The organism is Halococcus salifodinae DSM 8989, assembly GCF_000336935.1.
Taxonomy (GTDB): Archaea; Halobacteriota; Halobacteria; order Halobacteriales; family Halococcaceae; genus Halococcus; species Halococcus salifodinae.
On record NZ_AOME01000013.1, the window covers coordinates 68,465 to 83,388 of the forward strand.

At 66.6% G+C, this 14,924-nt stretch carries 15 protein-coding genes; 9 read left to right on the forward strand and 6 right to left on the reverse strand.

Annotated elements, in window-relative coordinates:
* Window positions 1-63: 63 nt before the first annotated feature.
* A complete protein-coding gene (locus tag C450_RS01680; RefSeq protein WP_005039229.1) occupies window positions 64-1,599 on the reverse strand; it encodes a carboxypeptidase M32 in 1,536 nt (511 codons plus the stop codon).
* 216 nt (window positions 1,600-1,815) lie between these two features.
* Here C450_RS01680 and C450_RS01685 point away from each other — a divergent pair, with 216 nt between their 5' ends.
* The 4 genes from C450_RS01685 (at window position 1,816) to arcS (ending at window position 6,991) form a co-directional block, all read left to right on the forward strand.
* Window positions 1,816-2,922 (forward strand): saccharopine dehydrogenase family protein, encoded by a 1,107-nt coding sequence (locus C450_RS01685; RefSeq protein WP_005039231.1) that lies wholly within the window; start codon window positions 1,816-1,818, stop codon window positions 2,920-2,922.
* A 47-nt stretch (window positions 2,923-2,969) separates the two neighbouring features.
* The gene (locus C450_RS01690) at window positions 2,970-3,518 is read left to right on the forward strand and encodes an NUDIX hydrolase (RefSeq protein WP_005039235.1); all 549 of its coding nucleotides are present in this window, start codon (window positions 2,970-2,972) and stop codon (window positions 3,516-3,518) included.
* A gap of 216 nt (window positions 3,519-3,734) precedes the next feature.
* Window positions 3,735-5,237: a tRNA guanosine(15) transglycosylase TgtA gene (gene tgtA / locus C450_RS01695; RefSeq protein ID WP_005039237.1), complete on the forward strand. Its 1,503-nt coding sequence runs from the start codon at window positions 3,735-3,737 to the stop codon at window positions 5,235-5,237.
* A complete protein-coding gene (arcS, locus tag C450_RS01700; RefSeq protein WP_005039239.1) occupies window positions 5,234-6,991 on the forward strand; it encodes an archaeosine synthase subunit alpha in 1,758 nt (585 codons plus the stop codon). The genes tgtA and arcS overlap by 4 nt, the downstream gene beginning before the upstream one ends.
* A gap of 108 nt (window positions 6,992-7,099) precedes the next feature.
* On the opposite strand, the gene C450_RS01705 is transcribed toward arcS, so the two are convergent.
* Window positions 7,100-7,600: a hypothetical protein gene (locus tag C450_RS01705; protein ID WP_005039241.1), complete on the reverse strand. Its 501-nt coding sequence runs from the start codon at window positions 7,598-7,600 to the stop codon at window positions 7,100-7,102.
* Window positions 7,601-7,738: 138 nt separating this feature from the next.
* Here C450_RS01705 and C450_RS01710 point away from each other — a divergent pair, with 138 nt between their 5' ends.
* On the forward strand, window positions 7,739-8,623 hold the full coding sequence (locus C450_RS01710; protein ID WP_005039243.1) for a GNAT family N-acetyltransferase: 885 nt from the start codon (window positions 7,739-7,741) through the stop codon (window positions 8,621-8,623).
* 46 nt (window positions 8,624-8,669) lie between these two features.
* A complete protein-coding gene (locus C450_RS01715; protein ID WP_005039246.1) occupies window positions 8,670-9,743 on the forward strand; it encodes an archaeosine biosynthesis radical SAM protein RaSEA in 1,074 nt (357 codons plus the stop codon).
* Between the two features lie 18 nt (window positions 9,744-9,761).
* Here the strand turns inward: C450_RS01715 and C450_RS01720 are convergent, their stop codons facing one another.
* On the reverse strand, window positions 9,762-10,040 hold the full coding sequence (locus C450_RS01720; RefSeq protein WP_005039248.1) for a hypothetical protein: 279 nt from the start codon (window positions 10,038-10,040) through the stop codon (window positions 9,762-9,764).
* Between the two features lie 111 nt (window positions 10,041-10,151).
* On the opposite strand from C450_RS01720, the gene C450_RS01725 reads away from it, so the two are divergent.
* A complete protein-coding gene (locus tag C450_RS01725; protein ID WP_005039250.1) occupies window positions 10,152-11,009 on the forward strand; it encodes a DUF4097 family beta strand repeat-containing protein in 858 nt (285 codons plus the stop codon).
* 555 nt (window positions 11,010-11,564) lie between these two features.
* On the opposite strand, the gene purQ is transcribed toward C450_RS01725, so the two are convergent.
* Window positions 11,565-12,242, reverse strand: coding sequence for a phosphoribosylformylglycinamidine synthase I (gene purQ / locus C450_RS01730; protein ID WP_005039255.1), 678 nt, complete (start codon window positions 12,240-12,242; stop codon window positions 11,565-11,567).
* Window positions 12,239-12,490 (reverse strand): phosphoribosylformylglycinamidine synthase subunit PurS, encoded by a 252-nt coding sequence (gene purS, locus C450_RS01735; RefSeq protein ID WP_005039256.1) that lies wholly within the window; start codon window positions 12,488-12,490, stop codon window positions 12,239-12,241. The genes purQ and purS overlap by 4 nt, the downstream gene beginning before the upstream one ends.
* Window positions 12,491-12,623: 133 nt before the next feature.
* Here purS and C450_RS01740 point away from each other — a divergent pair, with 133 nt between their 5' ends.
* Window positions 12,624-13,586 carry a formyltetrahydrofolate deformylase gene (locus C450_RS01740; protein WP_049909783.1) on the forward strand — a complete coding sequence of 321 codons (963 nt, stop codon included), beginning with the start codon at window positions 12,624-12,626 and terminating at the stop codon, window positions 13,584-13,586.
* Between the two features lie 24 nt (window positions 13,587-13,610).
* On the opposite strand, the gene C450_RS01745 is transcribed toward C450_RS01740, so the two are convergent.
* Complete coding sequence (locus C450_RS01745; RefSeq protein WP_005039261.1) at window positions 13,611-14,660, reverse strand: phosphoribosylaminoimidazolesuccinocarboxamide synthase; 1,050 nt, start codon at window positions 14,658-14,660, stop codon at window positions 13,611-13,613.
* A gap of 115 nt (window positions 14,661-14,775) precedes the next feature.
* Between C450_RS01745 and C450_RS21990 the strand changes: the two genes are divergently transcribed.
* Window positions 14,776-14,922, forward strand: a complete 147-nt coding sequence (locus C450_RS21990) for a hypothetical protein (protein ID WP_161606936.1) — start codon at window positions 14,776-14,778, stop codon at window positions 14,920-14,922.
* Window positions 14,923-14,924: the final 2 nt, after the last annotated feature.

Here is a 14,924-nt window from a genome sequence, read left to right on the forward strand (position 1 = left end):
GTCAGGACCTGGCGTGGCGTCGGTGTGTTCAGCTGAGCGATACGGTGATGGTCGTTCTGCCGGTCAGGAGCCGTAGAGGTCGCCGAACTTCGCCTCGGCGTAGTCGACGAAGTACTCGGCTGTCAGGGGCTCGCCGGTGGCACGCTCGATGAGTTCGTCCGCGGGATACCGCTGGCCGTGGCGGTGGACGTGCTCGGTCATCCAGTCGTGGAGCGGCTCGAACTCACCCGCCCGAATCAGTTCGTCCACGTCCTCGTCGAGGTCCTCCCGGAGTGCGGCGTCGAGCTGGGCGGCGAGCACGCTTCCCACGGTGTAGGACTGGAAGCTCGCGAACCCGCCGGTCCAGTGGATGTCCTGGAGACAACCCTCGGTGTCCGTGTCGGGCCGGACTCCGAGATACTCCTCCATCCTGTCGTTCCACGCCGTCGGGATTTCCTCAACGTCCAGCTCGCCCGCGACGAACGCCTTCTCGATCTCCGCTCGAAGGATGATGTGGAGATGGTAGGTGAGTTCGTCCGCCTCGACCCGGATCAGGTTGTCGGGGTAGATTCGATTCGCGGCCTCGTAGAGGTCCTGTGGACTCGCCTCGGTCCCGAAGTGCTCGTTCACCGTGTCGGCGTAGCGGTCCCAGAACGCTTTCGTCCGGCCGACGTGGTTCTCCCAGAACCGCGACTGGGACTCGTGGACGATGCCCCGGGACTGGCCGAGCGGGGTTCCGTAGTGTTCCTGGGGAAGGCCGAGTTCGTAGGTGGCGTGGCCGAACTCGTGGATCGTCGCCAGCACCGCCCCGAAAGGATCCTCGTCCCGAAAGCGAGTCGTGATCCGGCAGTCGTGCTGGGAGCCCACAGTAAAGGGATGTGGCGAGGTGTCGAGGCGACCGCGATCCCAGTCGTAGCCGAGATCGTCGAGGAACGCCCGCGAGAGTGCTTCCTGGGAGTCCTCGTCGAAGCTCCCCTCGGCGAACGGGTCCGCGAGGTCGGGATCGCGGGACTGGAGGTCCTCGATCAGCGGAACGAGTTCGTCGCGGAGATCGTGGAGGATCGCCTCGACCCGATCGAGCGGGAGGTCGGGATCGACTCCCTCGAACATCACGCGGTAAGGGTCGCGGTCAGCATCGATGTGCTCGGCGCGCTCGACGTGGAGGTCCCGGAGGGTTTCGAGCGTGGGGGCGAACGCCGCGAACTCGTCGTCGGCCTTCGCGTCCTGCCAGATCTGCTGGGCTTCGGAGCCCGTCCTGGTGATCTCCTCGACCAACTCGCCTGGCACCCGGGTCGCCTGCTCGTAGTCCCGGCGAGTCTCGCGGACGACCGCCGCCTGGGGATCGGTGAGCTCGGCCTCGACCGCCCCATCGAGGAGGTCGCCGGTCTCGTCGTCGGTGAGGTACTCGTGTGTGAGACTCGACAGCGCCGACTGCTGGGCTGCCCGCGCCGGTGCGCCGCCATCCGGCATCGTCACCTGCTGATCCCAGTGGAGCACCCCGCCGACATCGGCGAGATGGGCCAGCCGTTTGGTGCGATCGAGCAGTTCCCGGTACGCTTCCGGTGTGTCGTCGTCCACGGTCGGTGCTGTGTCGGACTCCTGTGTGGGTGTCTCTGCCATATATTGTGTTTCGGGTGTTCGCTGACGGTGTGCATGCTCGGCCGCCGACCCCTCGACGACGACACGATCGGCATGTCCGTCGATACTCGGCGTTGGGTCGTTCGAGCGACGTGCTACCGGCTACCGAAGACTACTACAAGAAAGGTCGCATTCGTTCCGACAATCGCGCCACGAACGGCCGCGTGAGTTTTATCGCCGCCGCCCGATGGGAGAACTATGACCGACGAGCTGTTGATCTACGGATCGTACGGCTACACCGGCGCGTTGATCGTCGAGACGGCGACCGAGGAGGGACTCTCGCCGACGCTCGCGGGCCGGCGTGCAGAGCCGGTCGAGCGACAGGCCACCGACCGCGGTCTCGATCACCGTGTGTTCAGCCTCGACCATCCCGCGGTGATCGAAGCTCACCTCGACGAGTTCGACGCGGTGTTGAACTGTGCGGGGCCGTTCTCGGCGACCGCGGAGCCGATGGTCGAGGCGTGTCTCCGGAGCGGTACGGACTACCTCGACATCACCGGCGAGATCGCCGCCTTCGAAGCTCTCGCCGAGCGCGACCGCGAGGCCGAGAAGGCCGACGTGACGCTGCTGCCGGGGGTGGGTTTCGACGTCGTCCCCACCGACTGCCTCGCGGCGTATCTCGAAAGCCGGCTCCCCTCCTCGACGCAGCTCCGGCTCGCGATCGATGGGATGGGGACGTTCTCACCGGGAACCCTGAAATCCATCGTGGAGGGGCTCTCGCGATCGGGCGCGGCGCGGATCGACGGCAAGATCGAAAGCGTGCCGCCGGCGTGGAAGACCCGCCGGATCGACCTCGGCGTGGGGCCGAAACCCGCGGTGACGATCCCGTGGGGCGATGTCGCGACGGCGTACTACACCACCGGGATCCCGAACGTCGAGACCTACGCCACCGTTCCGCGGCTCGCGGTCGCGATGATGCGGCGGACGGGAGCGCTCACACCCGTGTTCGGCTCGTCTGCGGTCCAGCGCGCGCTGAATGCGGTGATCGATGCGACCGTTTCGGGGCCGACCGCCGCCGAGCGCGCACGGAGCACCACCCGGGTGTGGGCCGAAGTCGAGAACGACGAGGGCAAACGCCTCGCCGCCCGCCTCGAAACCCCCGACACCTACGATCTGACCGCACGGACCGCCGTCGAGTCGGCGCGGCGGGTGGCGGCCGGCGAGGTCGCGCCTGGTTTCCAGACGCCGGCATCGGCGTTCGGCCCCGAGTTCGTGCTGGAGTTCGACGGCGTGGAGCGCGAGGACGTCGCGGGCTCGATGGGTGAGCCGTCCGAGACGGCCACGGCGGACGCCATCGACGACTGATCGGAACCGACGACAACGTTTATTCTCGGGTCCGTGGTCGAGAACGCATGGACGACCCGCTCGCGTGGGCGACCCGCGACGCCGATATCGCGTACTCGTGTCCGGGGTTCGATATCGTCACCGAGACCGTCGAACTCCCCAATGGGACCGAGACCGATTTCGATTACGTCGACGAGCCCGCCGCAGTCGTAGTGTTGGCGCTGACGCCCGACGATCGAGTGGTCGTGATCGAGGAGTGGCGTGAGGCCGTCGGACGGGTGAATCGTGGGCTCCCGGCCGGCACCGTCGAGCCCGATGACGACGATCTCGCGACCGCGGCACGGCGCGAACTCGAAGAGGAGACGGGCTACGTGGCCGACGAGCTCGACCACATCACGACCGTCGAGCCGCTCAACGGACTGGCGAACTCGGTCCATCACCACTTCGTCGCGCGCGGCTGTCGACCGGCTGGCGAACAGCGCCTCGATGACGACGAGTCGATCCGCGTCGAGACGACCACCCGCGACGAACTCCTCGATGGGCTCGCCGCCGGCGACCTCCGTGACGGCCGCTCCGCGCTCTGTCTGCTCTATCACGAACGGTTTGCCGACGACTGAGCCGGGTTGCTGGAATGGAGTTGGCGCGCGGGAGGGCGTCGAAGACGCCCGACTCTCGTGGCTTGCGGTACTCATTTGTGCCGTCATCAGTAGCGGTCGCGATCACGGTAACAACAGTCGAATCGCTCTCAACACCGTCGACGATTACAAACACCTCAACAAGTGCTGGTACGGAGAACGCAATCCTTAGGCGCACGCCAGCGGTTTTGAACAGGAATGAGTGGAGTTTTCGAGCAACGGACGGCGGACGCTGCGGGCCGGATCGGCGAGCTCGCCGTCCCGCGCTCGGGCGTCACGGTCGAGACGCCCGCGCTGATGCCGGTCGTCAACCCCCACGTTCAGACGATCGCGCCGTCACGGCTGGAAGAGGAGTTCGGTGTGGAGATCCTGATCACGAACGGCTACATCCTCTCGCAGAGCGACGATCTCCGCGAGGCCGCGCTGTCGATGGGACTTCACGATCTCCTCGATTTCTCGGGGGCGATCATGACCGATTCCGGGTCCTTTCAGCTCGCCGAGTACGGCGAGATCGACGTCACGACGCCCGAGATCCTCGACTTCCAGTACGAGATCGGCTCAGACATCGGCACGCCGATCGACATCCCGACACCGCCCGATGCGGGCCGGGATCAGGCGGAACGCGAGCTTTCGACGACCCAGGACCGGCTCGAACGCGCCCGGGAGGTCGAGACCGGCGAGATGCTCGTGAACGCTCCCGTCCAGGGCTCGACCCATCCCGACCTCCGCGAGGACGCGGGGCGACACGCCCGCGACACGGGTCTCGACGTGTTCCCGGTCGGGGCGGCGGTCCCCTTGCTGAACGCCTACCGTTACGATGACGTGGTCGAGATCGTCACCGCGGCGAAGCGCGGGCTCGGTGCAGGGGCTCCAGTCCACCTGTTCGGCGCGGGCCACCCGATGATGTTCGCGCTCGCGGTCGCGGCGGGCTGTGACCTGTTCGACTCCGCGGCGTACGCGCTCTACGCTCGTGACGATCGCTATCTGACGGTTCGCGGCACCGAACACCTCGCAGAGCTCGACTACCTGCCCTGTGAGTGTCCGATCTGTGTCGCCAACACACCCGCCGAGCTCCGCGATCTCGGTGACGACGAACGCGAGCGACGCCTCGCCGAACACAACCTCCACGTGAGCTTCGGCGAACTCCGTCGGATCAAGCAGGCGATCCGCCGCGGCAACCTCCTCGAACTCGTCGAGGTGCGCGCACGGGGCCATCCCGCGATGCTCGACGGGTATCGTGCGCTGCTCGATCACGCCGATCGGCTGGAGAGTTCGGATCCGGCCTCGAAGAGCGCCTTTTTCCACCTCTCGGCGGAGAGCGCCCGCCGACCCGAGGTCCGCCGCCACCACGACCGTCTCGCACGGCTGGCTCCCGAAGGCGATGTCCTGCTCACTGAGGGCGGCGAAAACAGCCAGTACGACGAGTCGTGGCGTGTAGTCCCGCCCTTTGGCCCGTTCCCGCGACACCTCTCGGAGACGTACCCGCTCACTGCCGAAGTGCCCGAGCGCACCGACCGCGAGAGCTACGAGGCAGCCGCCGAGGGAATCACCCGCCTCGCCGAATCGAACCCCGACACCGGGTTCACGCTCGCCCATCGGGAGTGGCCGGCGAGCGCGCTCAAAGAAGTTCCCGAGCGCGTCGCGACGGTGCCGCTCGAATCGATGGACGAATACGACGCGGCGGGCGAAACGGACCAATGACCGAATCCTTCGAGGTTCACGACCGCGATGGGGCGGCCCGGATCGGGGAGGTGCGCCTCGACGATCCACTTACCACGCCCGCACTCTGCGACGAGATTCTCGCGGACGCGGGCAGCCGCTGGCCGGAAGAACGCGAGACGCCGACCGGCGACTCCGAGCACCTGACCGTCCTCCCGCATCGCGCGCTCCCGGCGGGCACCCCCGAGGAGGTCGCGGGTGCGTTCGCTCCCGAGTACCCCGACATCGACGCGCCGAGTGCCGCAGTCGTCTCGACCGAAACGGCGACCGACCACGGGACCGACGCCTACGTGCTCTCGGACGCTCAGGGAATCGTCGGCCACGCCCGCGCGTTCGTGGAGGCGATCGTCGCCGTACGGAGAGCGATCCCCGACGACACGGCGCTCTACCTACCAGGGGTAGCGACACCCGCGAACGCCGCGCTGCTCGCGTACGCTGGCGTCGATCTCCTCGACAGCGATCGTGCTGTCGTGAAGGGAACCCAAGGGAAATACCTCACTTCGGACGGCGAACACTTCCTCGAAGACCTCACCGAGCTGCCGTGTGCGTGCCCGGCCTGCCAGGTGGAGCGGGGCGAGTTCGACCGCGAGGACTGTGCGAGCCACAACGCGACCGTCCTCGAAGCCGAACTGTCGACCGTTCGCGAGCGGATCCGTCGAGGACGGCTTCGGGACTATCTCGAAGGCCAGGCCCGCCACGAGGGGTGGCTGACGGCGGCGCTCAGACGACTCGACCAGGAGTACGCGTATCTCGAAGCACGCACGCCCGTGATCCGACGCGCCGAACTGCTGGCCACGAGCGAGGAGACCCTTCGACGGGCCGAGATTCAACGCTTCGCCGAGCGGGTCACGACCCGGTATCACAATCGATTCGACAACCCGCTCGTCCTCGTGCCGTGCTCGGCGACGAAGCCGTACAGCGAGTCCCAGAGCCACGAACAGTTCCACAGCGCCATCGGGTTCCGGGCGCACACGGTGTCGATGACCTCGCCGATCGGCGTCGTGCCCCAGGAACTCGAATGCACGTACCCGGCCCAGCACTACGATTCGGTCGTGACGGGCGAGTGGACCGCCGGGGAGATCGAGTTCGTGGCGAGCGTGCTCGAAGCCTATCTCGAACGCAACGAGTACCCCCAGGTGATCGCCCACGTTCCCGAGGACTACCGCCCGATAACTGAACGCGTAGAAGACTCGCTCAGGATCGATTTCACGTACACCGTCAGCGACCATCCGACGACGACGGACTCGCTCGCGGCGCTCGACGACGCGCTCGACGGCGAGCTCAAATACTCCAAACGCGAGCGCCAGCACAACACCGTCCGCGCGATCGCGGACTACCAGTTCGGGCCGCGGGCGGGCGACGCGCTATTTGGAGAGATCTCCACGGAGAGCTTCTACCCCAAACTCCGGGTTCGAGGGGCCGACGGTGACGAAGACGACCACCTCGCGACGATGGTGCCGCAGTACGGCACGCTCTCTCTGACGCTCGCGGGTGCCCGCCGGTGGGTCGAGAGCGACGCCCCCACGAAGCGAGTGGAGATCGACGGGTTCGTCCCGCACGGCAGCGTGCTCGCACCGGGAATCGTCGACGCGAGCGATGAAATCCGGGTCGGCGACGAGGTCGTCGTCGAGGGACCGAAGGCGTTCGCGGTCGGCCGCGCGGCGATGCACGGCTCCGCGATGGCCGAGGGCACCCGCGGCGTCGCCGTCACGGTCCGTCACGTCGAGGAGCGATAGGACCGAGCGAGTCGCCGACCCCGACCGACCGATTTACTTCGCCCCACCGTGAGCTACGGGCCGTTATGACCAGCCAGTCGATGCTGGAAGCGGCGTTCGAGCCGCTCATCAGGTCGAGGTCATCTGCCAGCGGTAGTACTCCACGAATAGCAGGAACACACCGGCGAGCAGCGCCACTCCCAGACCGATACCGGGTGTGACGGCAAACGCCGAGGCACTTCCCTCGGCAAGAGGGTTACCTGCATCGGCAGCCGACCCGATGACCTGCTGTTTGACCCATTCGTTCGAGCCCAGTTGGAGGAAAACCAATCCGATGATGGCGACACCGCCCGCGAAGCGACACCACGCACCCACCCAGCCCCGAAGCCGCCACGAGAGAAACAGAACGACGACAGCAACGACTGCGACACCGCGACCGGGCCAGAGTTCGAGACCCGAGAAGCTTCGCGCCGACCCCAGCGGCACCTGCACGGTCACCCAGCTCAGGACGGTCGACGCGAGAGCCACCATCGGCGGCCCGTACCTGTCGACCCACGCCGAAACGAACCACGGGTACAGCCCGCGAGAACCCTCCGATCGCCGATAGCCTCGTCCTGTGCCGTCACCCATGGATGACGCATCTACCTCGTTCGGCCACTTTCGCTTTGCCATTCGTCGCCCACTCGATTCGGACGGTTCTCCATGGCGGGAGCCACGCCGGACCGAACGCGGCCAACAGCTAAGGGGGAGAGTCGTGTTTTTCACGGTATGAGCGCGACGACCGAACCGGAGACGTTCGATGATGACGTGCGACGGCGGCTCTACGAGTACGTCGAGCGGAACGGCGCGGTTCGACCCGAAGTGCTCAGAAACGAGGTTCGGGTCGCGGAGGACCGGCCCGGATCGAAACCGCCACGGTCGGCACTGCCGACCAAACGCGTCCGCCTCCCGGCCGCACAGTTCCGCGAGCACGTCGACGCGCTGATCGAGGCGGGCCACCTCGACGAGCACGACGGCAAGCTCAGGGTCGCGTGGGAGGCCGAAACCACCGAACTCGACACCGCTGACGGGCCGGTGACGATCCGTCCCGCCCACCAAGAAGACATGGAAGGAATCACCGACGTGATCGGACGAGTCACGGCCGCGGGAACCCACATCCGCGCCGAGACCGTCGGGGAGGCGATCGACCGCGAGAGCGCGCTGTTGCGCCACGACGACCGCCGACGGACGTTCTTCGTCGCGACCGAACGCGAGGACGCCGGCGAAACGGACACGGCGGACACGGACGAGACCGACCAGGACGGCGGCGGCGAGGACGACGGCAGCAAGGACGATGACGACGAACAGGTGGTCGGGTGGGTCCACGTCGACGCGCTCGACGTCGAGAAACTCAGCCACACCGCCGAACTCACCGTCGGGGTCGTCGCCAAGCGTCGCCGACAGGGCATCGGTCGGGCGCTCCTCGAACACGCCCTCGACTGGGCGGCGTCGGTCGGCTACCACAAGATCTACCAGGCGCTGCCGGCGACGAACGACGAGGCCGTCGCGTTCCTCGAAAGCGCGGGCTGGGAACGCGAAGCCGTCCACGCCGAACACTACCTGGTCGACGAGGAGTACGTCGACGAGGTGCTCATGGCGACGTGGTTCGACTGAGCCGGCGGACGGCAGGGTTTTGCCGCTCGATCGGGTAGCACCGGCAATGAGCAGTACGCCCGATCCCGAGGTCTACGAGCAGGGCAAGGGGATGGACGCCCACAACGCGGCCATGCGCCGGATCCGCGCGCGCAACGATCAGACCTACGATCCCCACGAACCCACCCGGGTCTGGCTCGATGAGGACAACACGCCCGACGGCGTTCGCCAGTCGCTCACGATCATTCTGAACGCCGGCGGCTGTCGGTGGGCGCGCGCCGGCGGCTGCACCATGTGTGGCTACGTCGCGGAATCGGTCGAGGGTGGCACAGTCCCCCACGACGCGCTCATGGACCAGCTCGAAGTCTGTCTCGATCACGAGCAAGAGAACGCCGACGAACCCTGCCCGCTCGTCAAGATCTACACCTCCGGGAGCTTCCTCGACGAGCGCGAGATCCCCCCCGAAACCCGCGCCGCGATCGCCGAGACGTTCGCCGACCGCGAGCGGATCGTGGTCGAATCACTCCCCGATTTCGTCGATCGCGAGCGCCTCGCCGACTTCACCGACCGCGGCCTCGCGATCGACATCGCGGTCGGCCTCGAAACCGCCACCGACCGGGTGCGCCACGACTGCGTGAACAAGTACTTCGACTTCTCGGAGTTCGTCGCGGCGAGCGAGGCGGCCGACGCGGCGGGCGCAGGGATCAAAGCCTACCTCCTGATGAAACCGCCCTTCCTCACCGAGAGCGAGGCGGTCGCGGACATGGAGTCCTCGATCCGACGGTGTGCCGAACACGCTCATACCGTGTCGATGAACCCCTGTAACGTCCAGCGCCACACGATGGTCGAGGACCTCTATCACGATGGGAGCTATCGTCCACCGTGGCTCTGGTCGGTGGCCGACGTGCTCGAATCGACCGCGGATGCCGACGCGATCGTGGTCTCCGATCCGGTCGGCCACGGCTCGGATCGCGGCCCGCACAACTGCGGCGAGTGCGACGATCGGGTTCAGACCGCGATCAAGGACTTCGACAAGCGACAGGACCCCACAGTGTTCGAGCAGGTGTCCTGTGAGTGCGAGGCGACGTGGAAGGCAGTGATGGAACGGGAGAAGAGCTACGGGATGCCGCTGGCGCGGTAGCTGGGTAGCGACATCCTGTCAGATCGCGTCGTCGGGGTCGTGTTCGTCGGCCATTCGACTCACTTCGCTGGCGTAGCGCTCGCGGGTTTCGGGATCGCTGACATCGCCGAGGTTGCCCGGATCGACATCGAGCGCGGCGGTCGTCTCGCGGCCCGGTCCCGAAAAACTCGGCAGGGCGCGTTCCTTCCGGAAGTCGTGCTCGCCGTCGGGCGTCGCGTAGGTCAGGATGATGAGGTTCTGTTCGTCGTCCGAATACGTGCGCTCGACCAGCCAGACCCGGATCGTCTCGTCGGTCATTCCGGCGGCAGTACGGACGGCCAGCGGTTAGTGTTGTGGGCTCGACATCGGAGGGGTTGTATCGCGGATACCGACACAAAGCTGATACTGGCGGAGTATGACCCGAGAACGATGACGTTGCCCCTCACTCGCCGTCGGCTGCTCGGTGCCTGTGCGGTCGGTCTCTCGGTCGTCTCGGCCGGCTGTGGCGGTGCGATGTCGTTCGGCACCGATCAGACGGAGTTCGAGCGTGGTCTCGGGACGGATGTAGCGCGGATCACTGTCGAGACGGACAGCGGCGATGCGAGGGTGAGCCGAACGGACGCGGAGTCGGTTCGCGTTCGCGGCACCAAGGAGACGGGATCGGTGTTTACGGATCTCGACGACTTGACCGTCGAGACGGCGCGCGACGGCGATCGACTCCACATCAGCACGGATACAAGCGGCGGCTCGTTTCTCGGCCTCGGTGGCGGATCGATCTCCCTCGATATCGGGGTGCCCGAAGGCGTCGCCGTCGAGAGGGTTTCGTCGGGGAACGGCGTCGCCACCGCAACCAACGTCGCCGGTGACGTGAGCCTCGAAGCGACGAACGGGATGGCGAGGGCGAACGATGTCGACGGGTCCGTCTCGCTGGCGTCGACGAACGGCCCGCTCAGTGCGCGCGGGATCACCGGTCTCGACGGGGCTGAGACGACCAACGGGGAGGTCGATGTGGCCGTTCCCGCGATCGATGGCGACGTGTCGATTTCGTCGATAAACGGAACCGTCATCGCGGCGCTAGCTCCCGATCTCGATGCGACGGTCGTCGCTTCGACGGAGAACGGCACCGTCAACGTCGACGATCTCCCCTTCGAACGGGATGGGCCAAAGGACACGCTTCGCGGGACGCTCGGCGACGGCACGCACGAACTCACCGTCGAAACGACGAACGGCAGCGTGCTCCTCACTCGACTGCGCCGCCCCGTCCGACAGTCCCAACAGTCCCAGTGAGCCGGCGGTCCTCGAAGCGGCCCGGTCCCGAAACGCTCGGGAGGGCGCGCTCCTTCCGGAGGTCGTGCTCGTCGTCGGGCGTCTCGCCGGCAGAATGATGGGGTTCTGCTCGTCGTCGGAGTACGTCCGCTCGACCAGTCAGAACTGAACCGTCTCGTCGGTCATCCCAGCGACGGTACGCAGGGTGTCATAGAACACTTCACATACCTCACCAGCGGTCCGAGAAACGGTGTCTGACAAGCAGCCAGTATCACCGATATTTAGAGCCGGCCGTAGCGGACCTCTTGAGCGACATCCGAAAACCATGCCAACCGTTCTATGACACCCTAACGGTACGGCCAACCGGTGGTAGTGCTGATCCACCCTTTCGTTGATTTCGGCCATGCGTCGTCGTCATCCGTCGGTCTCGAGGTCCGCACCACACCCCGGACAGGTCTCGTCGGCGATCGATACCTGAAGATCGCAGTTCGGACAGACAGCGCGATAGCACGCACGCTCTCCCATGTGAGTTAATACCGCGCTGCCGATGAAAAACGCTGGGGTCGGTATGAGTGGCTACTCCGCGAACCCGCGCAGGATCGCCCGCCCGTCGGTGCCGCCGAGCTCGGGCAGGGTCGCACGCTCGGGATGGGGCATCAACACGGCAACGGACTCGCGCTCGCCGCACACGCCCGCCACCGCGTCCGTCGATCCGTTCGGGTTCGATTCCGGTGTCACGTTCCCGTCGGCATCGCAGTACCGAAAGAGGACTCGATCCTCGCGATCGAGATCGGCGAGACGTTCCTCGCTGATCTCGAATCGGCCCTCGCCGTGGGCGATCGGGAGTTCGATCACCTCGCCCGGCTCGAAAGCCTGGGTCCACGGCGTGTCGGCGTTCTCGACCCGGAGGTGGACGTGCTCGCACTGGAAGCGCGCGCTCGCGTTGGTGGTGAACGCGCCGGGCGTGAGGCCCGTCTCGCAGCCGACCTGCGCGCCGTTGCAGATCCCAAGCACTGGCATGCCCCCGTTCGCGGCATCACGGACGGCCTCCATGATCGGTGCGCGCCCGGCCATCGCGCCCGCCCGGAGGTAATCGCCGTACGAAAAGCCACCGGGAAGGACGATCCCCGAGGGGTTCTCGGGGAGTCCGTCCTCGTGCCACGTCCGCTCGGCGTCGATCTCAACATCCTGGAGCGCGCGAACCGCGTCGCGATCGCAGTTCGAGCCGCCGAACTGGATGACCGAGACCGTCATCGCGACTCGACTTCCACGGTGTAGTCGTGGATGGTCGGATTGGCGAGCAGGCGTTCGGCCATCGCGTCGGCGCGCTCTGCGGCCGCATCTTCGCTCGCGGCGTCGAGATCGACCTCGAAACGATCGGCCGCGCGGAGCTCCTCCAGCTCGAACCCGAGGCGTTCGAGCGCGCGGGCGGTGGTCTCGGCCTCGGGATCGAGCACGCCCCGTTTCAGCCGCACGGTGACGACGGCGGTGTAGGCGGTCATGAGCGGCGGAACGGAGCGGTCGGCGAAAACCCTTCTGCATCGGTTCGGCCGCGAGTGCTGCTGCAAACGAAGGGTTTTCGCCCGCGTTCGGCGAAACGACGCCAATGAACACGACCGACACACAGTGGTGGCGATGAACCCACGACTCACCGAGATCACGGTGATCGGCGACGACGACACCGGCCTCATCGCTCGGATCACCTCGCTCCTCTTCGAGCGCGGCGTGAACATCGAGGACCTCGATCAGGCGGTTCGTCAGGACCTGTTCCGGATGACGATGCGGGTCGACACGAGCGAGATGGACGGCTCGAAGGACGACCTCCGCCGGGCGCTCGACGACCTCTGCGAGGAGCTGGGAATGGACGTTCAGGTCCGATTCCCCGCCGATCGCGAGACGAGACAGGTCGCGGTGCTCGCCACGAAGGAATCACACTGCCTCGACGCGCTGTTCGACGCGTGGGAGACGGGCGATCCCGACGCCGAGATCGGGGTCGTAGTCGCGAACCACGACGACCTCGCGCCGATCGCCGAGGCTCACGACGTGCCGTTTTACGATGTCGGCGATGCGGGCGGCGTGCCCGACGAGGAGTGGTTGCTCGATGTCCTCGCCGATCACGACGTCGATCTCGTGGTGCTCGCGCGCTACATGCGCATCCTGAGTCCCAACGTGGTGTTTCGCTACGAGAGCCGCATCATCAACATCCATCCTTCCCTGTTGCCCGCCTTCCCCGGCGCGGAGCCGTACCGCCAGGCGCTCGACGCCGGGGTCCGGGTCGCGGGCGTCACCGCCCACTACGTCACGACCGACCTCGACCAGGGGCCGATCATCACCCAGCGCGCGTTCAACGTGCCCGACGACGCCACCGTCGCCGATCTCGAACGCCGCGGCCAGCCCCTCGAAGCCGAGGCGCTCGTCGAAGCGGTGCGGCTCCACCTCGAAGACGATCTCGTCGTCGGTCGAGGCCGAACCCACCTCCGCAACGGCGAGAACGCCGCCCTCGGGCTTCCCGACGAGATCGAACGACTAAACCCGGATCGGCCGGTCGACGCGGAGACACCACCCGCCGGCGAACCGGCCGGAACGAGCGACGACTGACAACTAACGACTGACGATTGATTCTCAGTTCCCGAGCGAACGCACAGTCGCAACCGCGTCGTCGAGCGCCGGTGCGTCGAAGATGTCGCGATCGAGATAGGCGTTCGCGCCCGCAGTATAGAGATCGCTCGCGGTGTCGATCACGCTCTCGGCGAGCGGTTCGGGGTCGCGCTCACACAGCGCACGCCAGTCGGTCTCGCCCTGCTCGTCGGCCTCGGTCTTCGCAGCACTGACCGCTGCGACCCACTCCGGCTGCGTGCGCTTGTGGTACTGGCGGAGCACCTCCTTCGAGAGCTGCTGGCCGTCGTAGGAAAACCGGTTCTCGTCGAACGTGCCGACCACATCGGCGACCCGGACCTCGCCGTCGACGTAACAGCACTCGATCTTGCCGTCCTCGTGGGTTATCCCGATCGATTCGGCCCGATCTGTCACGATCCGGTTGACCTCGCGTGCGACCGCCGCGAGGTCGTCGAGCGCCGCCCGTCCCGCGATCCGGTCGGCTTCCTCGCGCGTGAGATACCGGTCCTGTTCCTCGAACTTCGTCGAGAACTCGACGACCGGCTCCGGGAGATCGACCGGGTCGTCGGGCCACTCGGCCGCACCGAGCCCCACCTCGCCGGGATCGCGGCGCGAGCGCAGGCTCGATCCCACCGGGACGCTGTTCCGGAAGACGATTTCGAGCGGGACGAGGTAGTTCTCGCCCGCTGCGGCGTGGAACGTCTCGTAGTCGTAGCTTCCGTCTTCGGGGGGAAGATCCGGCACCTGGACGAGATCGATCGCCATCTCACGGGGCGGTGCCGCGACGGCGTCCAGTTCGACCGCCTCGGACTCCCCACCCGTTTCGTCGGCCGTCGGATCGACGACACCCCGGTAGTGGGTCGGCACGTCTTCGGCTTCGAGCAGTTCGAAGTTGTACGCGCCCATCGCACAGAGGGAGCGACCTTTCTCGGGAACGGTGTCGGGCATCTGCCCCCAGTCGAACACGGAATAGGCGTCGGTGAACACGAACCGCCCGCTGCCGGGCGTGTCGGCGGTGGCGGGCTCCTCGATCCGGAACTCCTTGACACTGGTCATGCGGGGGAGTTCCGTCGGTCGAACTAAGCGGTTGCTATATCGCCCTCGACGATCGAGCGGAGCAAAGGTATAACACCGGTCCGTCTCGAAGCTTCGAGGTACCGATCCACACGCAATGACCGAACACATCTGTGGGAAGTGTGACACCGAAGCCGAGTCTCAGTGGGCGATCCGCCTCGAACGCGATGCGGACGAACGTACCTACCGGCTCTGTCGGGGCTGCTGGGACGATCTCAGCGGCCGGTTCGGCGAGGGGGAGTGATC